The organism is Fenollaria sp. C0166D3 (assembly GCF_056590255.1).
Genome location: NZ_JBWPVU010000010.1, coordinates 28,197 through 43,388 on the forward strand (window position 1 = coordinate 28,197; position 15,192 = coordinate 43,388).

Below are 15,192 nucleotides of genomic sequence, written 5' to 3' on the forward strand. Positions count from 1 at the left end.
ATTTTTCAAAATATTAAGACAATATTAAAGAAAGGAGGTCAAAATGACAATAGAAGAGATAAAAAAGTTTATCGCAACAGGAGAGAAGATAGACGTCGAGCTAAAAGAGTCGAAAAATGCACTCAATAAAGACATCTACGATACAGTTGCTTCATTTAATAATAGGACAGGCGGCCATATAATCTTAGGCGTTAATGACAAAAGAGAGATAGTCGGCGTCAATCCAGCAAAAGTAGATAAGATGATCAAAGATTTCACGACAGCCATAAACAATCCTAAAAAGATCTATCCGCCCCTATACCTCACACCAGAACACATAGTGATCGATGGCAAAGACATAATCCACATACAAGTTCCCGAAGGCTACCAAGTTTGTAGACACGGCTCGAAGATATTCGACAGGTCATACGAGGGCGACGTCAACATCACAGATAGCTCCGAGCTAGTTTATAAGATGTACGCTCGTAAACAAGGCAGCTACTTCGTTAACAAAGTCTTCCCCAATCTGACACTTGATTGTCTAGACAGCTCAATCATTGCCAGAGTCAGAAAGAGAGCCTCAATTAGAAATCAAAATCATTCGTGGAAAGACATGACAGACGAGGAACTACTTAGAAGTGCCAATCTGATACTCATCGACCCACAAACAGGTAGAGACGGCCTTACACTAGCAGCCATACTGCTTTTTGGCAAAGACAACGCCATCATGTCAGTACTCCCGCAGCATAAGACAGACGCCATCTTCAGAGTAGTTAATAAAGACCGTTACGACGACAGAGACGTCATCACCACAAACCTTATCGATTCATACGACAGGCTCATAGCCTTCGGTCAAAAACACCTAAACGACCTCTTTGTGCTAGATGGCATCGTCAACGTGAGCGCCAGAGACAGAATACTTAGAGAGATAGTCTCAAATACACTCGCTCACAGAGATTACTCAAGCGGTTTTCCAGCTAAAATGATTATAGATGACGAGAAAATAGTTGTTGAGAACAGTAACCTTGCACATGGCATCGGCGCTTTAGATATTAAAAAGTTCGAGCCATTCCCCAAAAATCCGCCAATATCCAAAGTCTTTAGAGAGATAGGCCTAGCAGACGAGCTTGGTTCAGGCATGCGTAACACATATAAGTACACAAGACTATATTCCGCTACAGATCCAATATTCGAGGAAGGCGATGTCTTTAGAACCATAGTTCCACTTAAGAGGATAGCTACAGAAAAAGTTGGTTCAGAAGAAGAGGATAATGGCGATGGAAATGTAAATGTCGCTCAGGATGTCGCTCAGGAAAATGAGCATATAACTACATCACAGGAAAATGGAGACAAAATGTCGCCCGCAAATGTCGCCCAGGATGTCGCTCAGGAAAATGAAAAAATTATTGAATTTATCAAACAAGAAATAAGGGATAATAATAAAGTTACTAGACAATCCATAGCTGATAAGCTTGGCGTAAGCAAAAAGACTGTAGAGAGAATAATAAAAGAAATCGACAATCTTAAATACATTGGCCGCGGTAGCAATGGCCACTGGGAACTAGACGAGTAACTATCTTCCTTTGTATATATATAATACAAATTAAATCAAAACAAAATAAATCAATTATCAAGACGCTTCACACGAGGCGTCTTTTTTTGCGTGTAGAATGGTCTCGCCACTTCGCACCCCACCCATACACATAAAAAAAGCAGCACACACACGGCGTACTGCTTTTGGGGATGGTAATAGTAAACAAGAAAGCAATCAAGGACCCCAAAGTCCATTTCAGGGGCAAAGAAATCTATTAATGAAGGAGGATTTCTTTAAAAACCCAAACTCGAGCCTAGCCCTTGCCCGAGAGCCTCGATTTAAGTAAAAAGTTCGTGATGCGAGACTTGGGTAGCCACATGCGTATCCAAAACCGATCAAGACCAGCATGCAGCCTACGAAGGAGAACCCCCTAGATTACTTTCCGTGTAGTTCAGTGTACTAGCAACTACTTCGAACTACAGAGTGTATTATATTATATAAGGAAGACATTGTCAAGCCACATAGAGTAAATATTCTTTGAGAATGGTTTTGCCACTTCGTAAACATAAGCAATATACACATACTTAGCTAATATTTGAATTATTAATACCAAACATTCAAATATATATCTTCCATTTTTAGATTTAAAATACGTAAGTATTTTGAATCGCAAGAAAATTTATATAAATAAATTTTCTTTTATATAGACCCTCCCTGATAATGGTCGCCCAAGCGCATATATCAATCGCCCGACACATATCATCCACTCGTCATATACCATACGCCTGGCATATGTCATACGCCCGGCATATGTCAAGCGCGCGTAAAAGGCAAAACGCAAAAGTCGTTTTACACGCGAATCGACTTTTGTAACACACTCTTAACAAACAAAACGCTTTTTCTGTGTTATAATGTAATTGTAAATAAAGTACCACTAGAATTGTTTTGAAGCAAGAAACAAATTTTATAACATTTGTAATAACTGTATTTAGAGCAGATTTACAAAAGAAACTGGCTAACAAGCTCGCAATCAACTGAAATAATTATTGCAAATTATATTTAGAGCGGCCTTACCCAAGGCACTCGCTTACAAGCTCGCAACAAATGGATTAGTATCTTATGAATATTTCTAAAGAAAGAACACATAAGCTATTATTTCTTCATTAGATAATTTAACCATTTGTTACAGTTATATTACAGAAGTTGATTTGTTCTTGCAATATTCACTTTTAGGTGGTATAATACATTAAGAGTGTAGGCTTATCCTACACAAATACAAAAGGAGGTCATTAGACATGAGTAAAAAATTACTTGCACTACTACTTGCTATGATCATGATAGTAGGCTCATTTACTTCAGTTCTAGCTGAAACTACTACTCCTGCTGACGATAAAAAAGCAGAAGAAGTAAAGACAGAAGACAAGAAGGATGAAAAATCCGAAGAAAAAACTGAAGAAAAGACAGAAGAAAAGAAGGAAGAAGAACCTGTTAAGGACGAAGCTCTAGAAAGAGCTATCAAAGTTCTTAAGAAGGCTGGTTTCATCACTGGTTATTCAGCAGATTCAGACGACTTCAAGGTAGAAAAGAACGTTAAGAGATCAGAATTTGCTTCTATGATTGTTAGAGCAAAAAATCTTGAAAAATCAGCTGAAGCTCTTAAGACAGTTCCTACAGGATTCAAAGACGTTCCTACAAACCACTGGGCAAACGGCTACATCGCAGTTGCTAAACAACAAGGCTTTGTAAACGGTTACACAGACGGAACATTCAGACCAGACAGACAAATCTCTTACCAAGACATGGCTACAATGTTAACTATCGCTCTTGGCCAAGCAGAAGTTGGTACAGTATATCCAGCAGGATACATTGTAAAAGCTCAACAACTAGGTCTATTTAACGACGTAAAAGTTCCAGCTTACACTGACATGGCTACTAGAGGAGACGTTTTCAAGATGCTTTACAACATGATTAACTGTAAAGAATTTGGCGAAAGAAAGATTGATAAAGCAATCGTTCTAGAAAACTCTAGAGTTGAAAAGATGAATGACGACGAAATTGTTGTTGAAGTTATTAAACCTGTTCAAGAAGCTAACTGGGTAGGCGCAACTAGATCAAAGAGAGGCGACCAACACAAATATAAACTTGACAAAGAATTAATGAGAGACCCTGAAGAATTACTTGGTAAAGTAATCGATATCACAACTGATAAAGATAACAACGTTATTGAAATCAATGTTGATAAGACTTACGACTATGTAGAAGGTAAGATTGTTGATGTTAATTCTAAAAAGTTTGAATTAAATGGTGACAGAAGATATACTGCTTTATTTGATGAAAGATATGACAATGAAGATGAAAGAATCTACAGAACATATCTAAACAATAAGGACTACAAATATGAAGATTTTGCTGCAAAATATGAATCAGTAAGATACGATTTTGCTAGAGCAACTATTAAGAATGGTAAAGTAGTATTTATCGATGCTTATCAATTTAACGACGTAGCACCAGTTACAGAAGTTAAAGATGAAACTGTTTATTACCTAGACGATTCAAGAGACGCTAGAGTATCAAAAGCATCTGACTTAGATGAAAGAGTTGTATTCCATGACAAGAACGGTTACACAGTTGGTAAAGTAAAAGATATCGTTAAAGACGATGTTATCCACTTCTACAACAACTATGAAAACGCTATCGTTAGAAAAGATGCTACAGTAAAAGCAAAATTTGAAAAAACTGTTCAACATCCATACGGAAGCTATGTTGTAACTAAAGATGCTGAATATCTATTAAAATTTGCTAAATACCTAAAAGCTATCTATAGCTTAGAAGGAAAGAACTACTTTGTAGTAGATGATAGACATGACTTAAGATTAGCTATTGAAGATGATGTTAAGATTTTATTAGCTCTTGACAACTCAGTTCAATTAGTTGAATCAGCTAAGTCTTGGAAAGATGGTATCTATGCTGTAAATAGAATTAGATCAAACGGTGAAGTACAATTATTACCTTCAAGCGAAGATGCTTTCTGGGCTAAAGAAGGTAGAAATACTTACTACTTTGAAGATAATAAGATATTAAATAACCATACATTACAAAATACTTTTGAATATGGCGATATCGTTTATTACGAAGGAGCTGGAGAAGAAGAAATAGGCTGTATGGGAGTTATTCTTGATAGACAAGATTACATGTTAAAATTAATGAAGGCATCTATTAACTATAGATACATTCAAGCTGGTAACATGCAATACAGACACTTCGAAAACCTACACGCTTATTCATTAAATAAGAACAACGAATTAACACAAGTTAAAGATATCAACAAGTTTATCGAAGATAACAAAAATAATACTTTACTAAGAGCTTATGTTCTAAGCGAAGGTGAGTTTGCTAGAAAGTTAGATAACCTTGATATAGAACACTATAAATTCTTAAGCAATAACGATGGTATTGCAAGCGTTGTAATATTCCAAAACGCTGTTAACAAAACAGCTGTTAAAGAAATTTACGCTGTAGCAAAAGACAAATATGCAGCTCTTCAAAACAAGAGACTAACTGATGCAAGATTTGTTGACGCAGACGGAAAAGAATATGTAGTAAATCTACTTCCAAGTACTAAAGACTTCGGTGTTGATGACATAGTATTACTAGAATTAGTAAAAGAAACTATAGACAATAAGGACAAAGTTCTTACTGGTAGAGTTGCTGATGTTGTAATTCCATCAGGACAAACACCTGACAGACTTGTAAAAGTTGATGGAAGAAATACATTTAAGATTGGTACAAAAGAAGTTTATATGTACAGCGGAACAACAATCTTCAACAACAACGATGGAGATTACGCACAAGTTTATTACCTAGATGATGCTAAAACTTATCTAGAAGTAGTAAGATTTGTTAGACCTGACGACGTTCCAACATTAACTATATTAACAGATGTAAAGAACAATGGTTCTTCAACTTCTTATATTACAGTTAGAGAAAATGGTTACTACAAATCATACACTGTAGATCCTAGAACTGAATACACTAGAATAGTTCGTGATATGGATGGCAGAATGCATGAAGAATTTGTAGGCAGAGGATATGCTGGATTAGCAATATTCGAAACTATGTTCTTAAACGGTGAAGTAGAAGTTGTAGCTGATAGATACAATAACGCTTCAAAAGTTATTGGTAAGAAAGGTGCAGCTGTACCACCTACAGCTAAAGAACAAGCAAAAGCTAACTTAAAGAAAGCTGAAGATATAGTTAAGGGATTAGCAACTAATAATGAAATTGTTTTCCCTTCAACTGAAACTAAATCTGAAAGAGAAGCTTATGTAAGCTTAATTATTGATGAACTTAAGAAAGCAGGTTTATTTAGCACAGATGCCAACGGAGCTGAAAATGGTAAGATTCACTTAAACGTTGACACAAATAATCCATTTACAGTTAAAGTATCAAGCAGAGAAGATGCTACTTTACCTGTAGTAACTATAGCAAACCAAAAAGTTACTAAGTTAACTGCAGCACAAGAAGAACAAGCTAAAAATGATAAGAGATTACCAGAATTATTAGCATTAGTATCTCCAGCTTCTGAATTAACTGAAGCTGAAATGACTGTAGCTAATGTACAAACTTATGTTAACAGAGAAATCCAAAAAACTTATCCAACTGAATCTGTAAAAGTTACAGCTGTAACACTAGTTTCTGGAAAAGAATACAAAGTTGCAGTAGAATATGGTTCAGCTAACGTAGCTACTGGAGAAGTAAAAATATTAGCAAAATAGTTAATAATTAACTAGAATAAAAGAGGAGGGTCGTATGACCTTCCTTTTTTGTACATAGAATAGTTTGTTTAGATAAATTGATATATGGGTAAAAGATTTAAGAAAATATAAAATTAAGGAGTGATTATATGGCTAAGTGTGCCTTTAGAGATGTAGAAAGAAATCATGCATTAACAGCTGAACAAGCAGCTGTGGATGATAGAAAATTTACGTATTATTGCTTGAATAAAGAGTGTAATGCCGAGATGCGCCTATGCTCAAAAGAGGGGTTAAAAGTGCCGTATTTTAGAGCGTTACCTACGAAAGGACATATAAAAAACTGTCCTTATAAAAACGATACTGTACCTTTTATTAGAAGTATATTTGATGATTCACTGTTTAAGTTTGAAAATACTATGGATAATATATTAGCACCAGATAGACAAAAGAAGAAAAACAAAAATAAAGATAAAGATAAAGATAAAGATAAAGATAAAGATAAAGATAAAGATAAAGATAAAGATAAGGACATAAATACTGTGGACGAATCAAAAAATAATAACAAAGGTGATTTAGTTAATCATAAGCTAACAATAAATACAATTTTGCAACTTTATCAAATGTGTAAAGAAACTGATATTGATAAATACTATGGTGATACTAAAGTTGGATCTATGATACTAGATGAGAGAACTAAGCATATGTATCCTAGAGGTTGTTTTTATAAAAAGGTAGTTGAAGCAAAGGCTTGTGATGACTTTTATGATGATTATAAGAAAGAGATTTATTTAAAAGCTCCAATCAAAGAAGGTATCCCTATCAAATCGACAGGTAAATCAATAAAATATAAATTTATTTTAAGATTTAAAACAGATTATTTATATGAAAGATATAAAGAGTATATTAATAATAATCTTCAAAATGATCCAATAATAGTTATTGCTGGTGATTGGCGTAGTAATCAGGTAGACACATGTAATACAACTATCAATTCTAAAAAGCAAATGTATTTAGTAATTAATTAAATATTGTTTATGAGTTGATATAATATTAATTATACTTATAAAAACTATGGAGGACTATTCATGAATGAGGCATTTTGGGAAAAAGTTTTTCCTGTTATAACTTTGATGCTCGGAGGATTTATTCAATTTGGATTCTCATTAATCAACGATAAAATTAGGGAAAAGAAAGAGAAAAAGTTATTACGGAGAGAGAAGCTAGAACCTGTATATCAAAATTTAAGAAAATATGTTCGAGCTTTGCCTGAGTTATCACCAAGAGAAATATTATTACAAATAGATAATCCTTATGATTATATAGGTTGTAAATTCGGAGATGTTCATAAAATTTTGACGGATAGAATTACTGAATTATCTAATAATAGAGAAACTAATAACGATGAAATAAATAGGTTAGAGAAGCTTATGGAAGCATTGATACTTATAGAAGATAAGATTGATGAAGCTGTTGAATTATATAATTACTTTGTTGATAACTATATAGATGCTTTTTATGAATTTTCTAGCGCTGAAGTTCAATTAGAATTTACAAAATTGAACCTAATGGTAACAAATGCCTTTGATAAAAGATGTACAGGATTTGTGTGTGTTACAAAAGTTATACCTGAAGATCATAATGTAGAGGGTATAAATGAATTTTTAAAAATAAAGATAAAGCTTTTAAATGAAATTCAAAAAGATTTAGGATCAATTTAATATTTTCGAGAAATAATATAACTGAGGAATTATAAAATTAAATTAAATAAAAACCATTGATTTACTCAAAACCCACCCATCAAATCTCTCTCTACGCGTTTTATTTAGAAAAGAAGACCCATAGTACCTCTTAATAAAATAAGTGGCACTATAGGTCTTCTTTCATTTAAGCAAAGAATTTAATCTAATATTGCTTACGCAATTCTTTGACTAGATCTTTTATTTCACGTACTAAGCTAGCTACTGCCATCACGAGTTCTGCTTTGTCTTTTGCACTGTCTTTGAACATGAATTTTAAAGTCATAGCAAGTAGGGAAATTAGTTTCTCTGCCACGGTCTCACCTCCATAAATAAAAAAGAGGCGTCATTGCCTCTGGTATATATATGTCAGAAAAGTTTTTTTATAAAAAAAGCAAAGTTCACTAGAATAAATCTTGCTGTTTGTTTAAATAAGAAATTTAAATAAATTCTATGCACAAAGTATTAAAATTTAAAATTTTGACTGTAAAGTGCTTAAATTTAGTATCTTTTGTGGTATAATATGTATACAAGTAGTAAATAATTTGCTATAATGTATAATTAAAAGTAGGTGAAAGTGTTATGGATAAATTAAAAATGGATAAATTAAAAACTTATGGTGACATTTATGATGAAGAGTTTTTAAAAAAGTTTGGTGAGTACAGAAGAGATGTAGAAAGAGAGGAATTAGAAAAAGAGTTTGAAGTAGATGTAGAAAAAATTGCAAAACTTTGCGAGATAAGAATAAAACGTGACATATTAAATGTATCAGGATCTTGCGTGAATTCACATTCTTCGACTAATAAGGAAAAAAGTGAGCATAATAATGACCTATACATAGGGACAATATATGTTAATATACTAGATCCTGAAGTTAGGCAACGTTTTACCATAGCACACGAGATTGGCCATATATTATTAGGCCATGAAGGTGTTTCGCATAGAGACACTAGCTATACAGTTTACAAAGGCATTATTGAAAGGATGAACGAAGTAAGTGCTAACGGTTTTGCTGCTGAATTACTAATGCCTGAAATATTACTCAGGGAGGCTTTGCTAGATACGATGACAGAGCTTGATTATAACGCTGAAGGTAAATTTTCTGAAAGTGACATTGATTATATAGCAGTAAATACTGCAAATAAAATGAATGTATCGCTTGAGTCTTTTAAGTATAGACTTAAAAACTTAAATATATTTAGGTAACTGTTATGGAAGATGTAAAAAAAAGCATATATGAGGATTTTATGAGCTCTTATGAAGAGTCGAAATATTTTTCTGCTAGCACCATCGTTATTTCTTATTGCCCTGATATAGATATCATGGAGCCTAATGATAAAAGAAAATATAAGCTATTAGGGATAAAATTAATTGATAATGGCAAATATGCTGATAATAAAAAACTAAACAATACTATTAAGAGATGCAATTTATCTATTAAGCGCAATTTAAGCAGAGGATCATGGCAAATTTTCTACCTTTATAAAGAATTATTACAAACTTTATTGGGTGACGATTTGTATTTTAATTATTTCAGGGGACAAGCGGGTGATTATCCGTTGCTACCTGGTGTATTAAGATCGGAGACAACGAAGTACTATCTTAGAAACTTTGAAAACATATATAAAAGAATGTCCTTTGAATTTCCTGATATGGTTAATTATACAAAGCTCGTTGATGACGAGAGTATTAATTGTAGAGAAAGTGATTTATCTTTGTTACAACACTTTGGCTTAAAAACATCTCTTTTAGATATAACAAGAAATCCATATATCGCAATGTTATTTATGCTACGAGATAGTATCGACAAATATAAAGAGCCTACGCTTTATTTATTTAAAATAAATAACAACTATGATGATGATAATAAGCTAAATTTATTTACTGAGGTTAAAAAAAGTCATATTAATGACAGAATTTTGGCGCAAAAGGGTGCATTTTTAAATTTTGAAAAAGCTATTTTAAATAAAAGTGGCACAAAAGAAGTTGAAGCAATTCCTTATGTGAAGATAGTTTTACATCTTGAATCTGAAAAATATAAAAATGCTATTGATAAACAGTTTGATTTATTGAATGATTTTAAGAATGATCTTAAGAATGATAAGGATTTAAAAAAAATAGTTAATGATCCTGAGGAAGTTGATGAGTTTTTAGAAAAGGTAACTTTTATTAAGGATCACATGGATGAAGTACAAATAAAGTGTTTACAACATATAAATGATGAGCTAAGTCAAAAGTTGTATGAGTTTTACTATACTAAAGAGGATATGTTCCCTGATTTTGAAAACAGAATTAAGTACTTATCTACAAAGTATAAGGATGAGACTCAAGATATGAAGTTTCATTAGTTTTAATTTTGGCTTTTTATGAAAAGTTTTGAAGCGTGGTTTATTTTAAATTGAATAATTATGAATATGAAGACTATTGAAACAATGGTCTTCTTTTTATTCTCATATTTCAGAAACTCGTCTTTTTTTGAAACAAGGAGTCCAGTTTCCCCTTCTTCTTTCAATTTATCTTGAGGACGAATTTTTCGACCTCAAGTTTATCGGCACAAAGCCATTGCCATTGCCATAACCATAAGCATAGCCATAATCATCATCTCAAGGCATAAAAAAGGGGTGGCACCTTTGTACTCACCCTTGCATCTTCTCTTCGTATGCTTTACTGATTCTGTCGCAGTCCTTGATCCTGTCTCTGATTGTCCTTTTCTTCGCCAAAACTGGTATCCTTGTTAGGCCTCTTATGTAGACGTAGCCGTCTTCTGTGTCGTAGATTAGGTCTCTGTTTAGGTAGATCATGGATCCGTCGCCTTTGGAGCGAACCTCTCTACACCTGATGCCGACTAGCTTTGTGTCTTTGATCATAAGCGCGAGGCCGGTCTTTTTCTTGGCGATGGTCTTGGCCCACTTTTTGTAGCCTTTTTCGTCTGCTAATTTCTCCTGAAACAGTCTCGAGATGGCTGTTCTGATTGATACGTGCAAATTCTCTGCACTCATGTCCTCGTATATGGCAACCGTCGTGTTCATTCCATCTTTATCATAAGCTGGTATCAAGGCTGCCAACGACTTATTTGTGTTCATATTATACCTCCTAATTACTAAGTCTATTATAGTCTTTTATACATGCTATGTCAATAGCTTTGTTCTAATTTTTACCATTTTCATGGAAATTTCTTAAAAATCATACTTTAGGTGTATGTTTATTTTGCTTTTTATATAGGCGCCTTAGCTTTTTCAAGAGGGCGTTTATCTTTCTTGCTGCGGTGTTTCTTGAAAAGCCTAGTGCGCGGCCGATGTCTTCGTAGTTCATCTCTGTATAATACCTTAAATAGATGAGCTTTTCTTCTTCGTATGTGAGCTCCTTAAAGACTTCGCCGAGTGTGTCGTTGTAGAATAGTGCCTCGAAGTCGTCCATGCTGGTCTCGTCTTCTATTAAAAAGGCATCGTCTAGTGGGGTGGTGACGACTTGTTTTTTATACTTACCGAGCAAATGGTATTTCATGCGTGACTGTATGTGTGCGAGTGCGTGTGCGCCATGTGCGGGATCGAAGTCCAGTAGTGCCTCGAGTGTTATGACTCTAAGTTCTTGCATGAGGTCGTCCCACTCTTTAAAGTTCGGGTAGTAGCGCTTAATCATCGTGATCATGAGGGGTTTGAGCCTCTCCATTGCCACGGGATCGACTCGTCCACTCGACTGGTATTCCATCGCAACTTTGTCGTAGTTGATTTGCATCTGTCTTTCTCCTTTCTCTATTGTTAAGACGATTATATCTGCAAGACCATTGGCATGGCAAACGCAATCTCGTGCGTAAATTTTGGAAACTGATGCAATTTTTGGACATATGGATGTGCAATTGGACGTTTGGCTGCACCATTTCCATAATTATGGTTAGACAATGTATGGGAAATAATATCATGATTTTGTATATATTAAGTGTAGGGCAAGGGCCCACGGAAGGGGGTGAGATGATGGATAAGATTAGTGTAAAGGTGTACTTCACTGGTGAAGGCAGCGACGGATCTAAGAGAAATTACTCTAGAACTGTTAACTACATCAATAAGGATGCGAGCAAAGAAGACCTTGGCATGTTTAGAACTGCGTTTGGAACGCTTTTAGCTAAGGAGATTACTAAGCTTGAGAAGATCACTGTAATTTCGTTATAGTGTTTGGGAATTTTTAGAAAGGGGGTGAGATGATGAAGAGACTACAAATGAAGTTCAAATGCGCGAATGGTAAGGCTTACAACATGAGTTTACAAAACCCTGCTGAGGGTCTTGACGCTGATGCTGTGAAGAATGCTTTTGCTGGTATCGTTGAGAAGAAACTTATTGTGAATAAGGATGGCAGCGAGGTTAACGCGATGGATTCCGCTAAGATAATCACAACTAGTACAGAGGTTCTATTTTAGTTGATACTCATGTCGATAAAATAAAATAGTGCAGGTAATTAGGAAGAGGGTATATCAAAATGATATGCTCTCTTTTGTGTGTGTGTGGGGGAAAAGTGAGGTGCTTACATTTTGTAAGTAATAGGCAAGTAATTTTAGAGTGGAAAAAATACCCTAAAAATGTTATAATATAAGTAACTTATTTGTTATTGTTAGGAGAATTAAGAAGATGGCAATAAAAAATCAAGATTATATTAAAAATTTAATCAGAGAGTTGATTTCTTTACCATATGAAACAGAATGGGTTGAATTTAAACACAATAATTGTGAACCTCAGATGATAGGAGAGTATATTTCCGCTCTTGGAAATGCTGCGACTTTATGTGGAAGACCTAAAGCCTATTTGATTTGGGGTGTTGATGATAGTACACATAAAATTTTAGGAACTACATTTGATTATAGGAATAGTAAAAAAGGTTCAGAAGAACTAGAAGCATGGCTATCTCGAATGACAAATCCAAGAATAGATTTCAGATTTTATGAAACAGAAATTGATGATAAAAATGTAACCTTGCTTGAGATTCCATGTGCAGAAAAACAACCTATTAAGTTTTCTAATGAAGAGTATATTAGAATTGGAACAAACAAAAAGAACTTGAAAGAGTTTCCTGATAAAGAGAGAGCTTTATGGAAAGCATTTGATGCAACTCCATTTGAATTAAGAAATGCAAAAGATAATATTTCGTTTAATGAAGTATTAAACTTATTTAATGTGTCAGGATATTATGACAAGGTGGGATTTGCACTACCAGAAAATAAAAATAAGATATTGGATGATTTTACTAATGAAAAATTTATAAGAAAAAATGATGCAGGGAACTATGATATTACTAACTTGGGAGCATTACTTATTTCTAAAGACTTGAATAGCTTTGAGGGGCTATCGCACAAGTCTATAAGAGTAATTTGGTACAAAGAGAACAATAGACTTGACACGATAAGAGAAAAAGTATTTAGTGAAGGATATGCAATAGCATATGATAAAATTGTAGAATATGTGTTGACTATCATTCCACAGGAAGAAATAATTGAAAAATCTATAAGAAAAACAAAGTTTGCTTATCCAGAGATAGCTATACGTGAGCTGATTGCTAATATTATGATTCATCAAGCTATAGAACAAAAAGGTACAAATCCGATGGTTGAATTATTTAAGGATAGAATAGAATTTTCAAATGCTGGTTCTCCACTAGTTTCAATAGATCGTATTGTAGATACGGTTCCGATTTCAAGGAATGAAAATCTTGCTGGATTCATGCATAAGTGTGGGATTTGTGAAGAAAGAGGCAGTGGCTTTGATAAAGTAATATATGCTACAAGTAAAAATTCTATGCTTGCTCCTAAGATTGAAAATCAAAGTGATAGATTTACAAAAGTAACTTTATATCTGAAGGCTCCATTTGATTTGATAAGTAAAGAAGATAGAATAAGAACTTGTTATATGCAAGCCTGTTTTCTATATGTTAATGGAGAGTGTGTAACAAATAATGCTCTTAGAGATTTATTTGATATAAATGATAAAGATAGATATAAAGCGTCGAGAATTATTAAAGATACTTTGGAAGTAAAACTTATTAAGCCTGTTGATAAAAATACAGCACCGAGATATATGAAGTATATTCCTTTTTGGGCTTGATTTAACTTGCAGCAAGTTGCACATGTATGATTTATTTGGATAGATTTATGATGTAAACCCAGTGAAATAGAGCTTTTTATGAAGTCAAAATAGAAAATTTAACTTGCAGCAAGTTGCAATACACAGAATTAATGACTATGTCGCATATCAATTTGATATGCGATTATTTTTTATGTGTGTGGGGGGGGGGGGGTGAGATGGCTACATTTTGTAAGCGACTGAAAACTATTGACAAATGTTTAACATATGTTATAATAGTCTTGTAAATATTATCACTTGTTAAAGGAGTGTTTACATGAAAAAACAAGATAGTGTAACATATTTAGCTATTTTTAGCAAAGAAAGTGATGGTGGCTACTCTATTGACGTGCCTGCCATTGACGGCGCTTATACTTGCTCGGACACTTTTGAAGAGGGCATAAGATACGCACAAGAGGTCATTGCACTTTGCCTATACGATGAAGAGAAGGAAAAAACTGAGTACCCAGACGACATTAATATGAATGAGCTTGATCTTAAAGAAGGCGACTTAGCTGTCTATGTCAATGTTTACTTGCCTTATCAATTCTCTTTGGTGAAGGAAGTTTACAAAAATAAGATGGTGACGCTACCAACTTGGCTTGAGGCGCTTGCTAAGAATAAGAATATTAACTTCTCAAGGGTTTTGACTGAGGGTTTGAAGAAGGAATTGAATATTAAATAGTTTATGAGAGGGCTATGGGCTCTCTTTTTTGTTATTTTGCATTCACTTGGCGATCTTGGCTAGTTTCGAATTCTTTTGTCGCTGCGACGTATGTTTATACGACTCGCTCCAAAAAATTCTGTACAACGCCAATCTCATCCAAGTGCTCTGCAAACTAACGGTGTATGTGAAGAAATTTACTTCGTGTAATGCTTGAGTACATTTATACAGTTAAGTCTATGCACCATCTGCCCGTCATACACCATTTGCACGGCGTATACCATCTGCCCGCCATTTGCCAAGCAAAATCAATCGAAGGGGCAAGGCCATGCACGTGGTGAGGGCTATTACTCATAAAATATTTTCCAAGTTCTTGTAATTTCATCTCAAATAAGGTATAATAAAGGGTGAAGTAATTTAA

At 34.1% G+C, this 15,192-nt stretch carries 14 protein-coding genes; 10 read left to right on the plus strand and 4 right to left on the minus strand.

The genetic code is table 11. From position 1 onward, the window contains the following. Positions 1 to 43 precede the first annotated feature (43 nt). The 4 genes from AC1EJ0_RS07355 to AC1EJ0_RS07370 all read left to right on the plus strand — a co-directional run bounded on the left by AC1EJ0_RS07355 (position 44) and on the right by AC1EJ0_RS07370 (position 7,985). Positions 44 to 1,552 (plus strand): RNA-binding domain-containing protein, encoded by a 1,509-nt coding sequence (locus AC1EJ0_RS07355; protein ID WP_480023847.1) that lies wholly within the window; start codon positions 44 to 46, stop codon positions 1,550 to 1,552. 1,256 nt (positions 1,553 to 2,808) lie between these two features. After that, a complete protein-coding gene (locus tag AC1EJ0_RS07360; protein ID WP_480023846.1) occupies positions 2,809 to 6,288 on the plus strand; it encodes an S-layer homology domain-containing protein in 3,480 nt (1,159 codons plus the stop codon). Between the two features lie 128 nt (positions 6,289 to 6,416). After that, positions 6,417 to 7,292: a hypothetical protein gene (locus AC1EJ0_RS07365; RefSeq protein WP_480023845.1), complete on the plus strand. Its 876-nt coding sequence runs from the start codon at positions 6,417 to 6,419 to the stop codon at positions 7,290 to 7,292. Positions 7,293 to 7,352: 60 nt separating this feature from the next. Beyond that, positions 7,353 to 7,985, plus strand: a complete 633-nt coding sequence (locus tag AC1EJ0_RS07370; protein ID WP_480023844.1) for a hypothetical protein — start codon at positions 7,353 to 7,355, stop codon at positions 7,983 to 7,985. A 184-nt stretch (positions 7,986 to 8,169) separates the two neighbouring features. Here AC1EJ0_RS07370 and AC1EJ0_RS07375 read toward each other — a convergent pair whose 3' ends face one another. Next, positions 8,170 to 8,319 (minus strand): hypothetical protein, encoded by a 150-nt coding sequence (locus AC1EJ0_RS07375; RefSeq protein WP_480023843.1) that lies wholly within the window; start codon positions 8,317 to 8,319, stop codon positions 8,170 to 8,172. Between the two features lie 266 nt (positions 8,320 to 8,585). On the opposite strand from AC1EJ0_RS07375, the gene AC1EJ0_RS07380 reads away from it, so the two are divergent. Further along, positions 8,586 to 9,209, plus strand: a complete 624-nt coding sequence (locus AC1EJ0_RS07380) for an ImmA/IrrE family metallo-endopeptidase (protein WP_480023842.1) — start codon at positions 8,586 to 8,588, stop codon at positions 9,207 to 9,209. Positions 9,210 to 9,214: 5 nt separating this feature from the next. Further along, positions 9,215 to 10,351 (plus strand): FRG domain-containing protein, encoded by a 1,137-nt coding sequence (locus AC1EJ0_RS07385; RefSeq protein ID WP_480023841.1) that lies wholly within the window; start codon positions 9,215 to 9,217, stop codon positions 10,349 to 10,351. Between the two features lie 288 nt (positions 10,352 to 10,639). Here AC1EJ0_RS07385 and AC1EJ0_RS07390 read toward each other — a convergent pair whose 3' ends face one another. After that, entirely contained in the window at positions 10,640 to 11,086 is a 447-nt protein-coding gene (locus AC1EJ0_RS07390) for a hypothetical protein (RefSeq protein ID WP_480023840.1), read from the minus strand. Positions 11,087 to 11,186: 100 nt separating this feature from the next. Next, positions 11,187 to 11,738 (minus strand): sigma-70 family RNA polymerase sigma factor, encoded by a 552-nt coding sequence (locus AC1EJ0_RS07395; RefSeq protein ID WP_480023988.1) that lies wholly within the window; start codon positions 11,736 to 11,738, stop codon positions 11,187 to 11,189. Between the two features lie 236 nt (positions 11,739 to 11,974). On the opposite strand from AC1EJ0_RS07395, the gene AC1EJ0_RS07400 reads away from it, so the two are divergent. The 4 genes from AC1EJ0_RS07400 (at position 11,975) to AC1EJ0_RS07415 (ending at position 14,792) form a co-directional block, all read left to right on the plus strand. After that, positions 11,975 to 12,169, plus strand: coding sequence for a hypothetical protein (locus AC1EJ0_RS07400; protein ID WP_480023839.1), 195 nt, complete (start codon positions 11,975 to 11,977; stop codon positions 12,167 to 12,169). Positions 12,170 to 12,198: 29 nt separating this feature from the next. Further along, complete coding sequence (locus tag AC1EJ0_RS07405; protein WP_480023838.1) at positions 12,199 to 12,414, plus strand: DUF2922 domain-containing protein; 216 nt, start codon at positions 12,199 to 12,201, stop codon at positions 12,412 to 12,414. 208 nt (positions 12,415 to 12,622) lie between these two features. Next, entirely contained in the window at positions 12,623 to 14,089 is a 1,467-nt protein-coding gene (locus AC1EJ0_RS07410; RefSeq protein WP_480023837.1) for an RNA-binding domain-containing protein, read from the plus strand. Between the two features lie 295 nt (positions 14,090 to 14,384). Further along, entirely contained in the window at positions 14,385 to 14,792 is a 408-nt protein-coding gene (locus AC1EJ0_RS07415; protein WP_480023836.1) for a type II toxin-antitoxin system HicB family antitoxin, read from the plus strand. Positions 14,793 to 14,994: 202 nt separating this feature from the next. Here the strand turns inward: AC1EJ0_RS07415 and AC1EJ0_RS07420 are convergent, their stop codons facing one another. Further along, positions 14,995 to 15,126: a hypothetical protein gene (locus AC1EJ0_RS07420; protein ID WP_480023835.1), complete on the minus strand. Its 132-nt coding sequence runs from the start codon at positions 15,124 to 15,126 to the stop codon at positions 14,995 to 14,997. Positions 15,127 to 15,192: the final 66 nt, after the last annotated feature.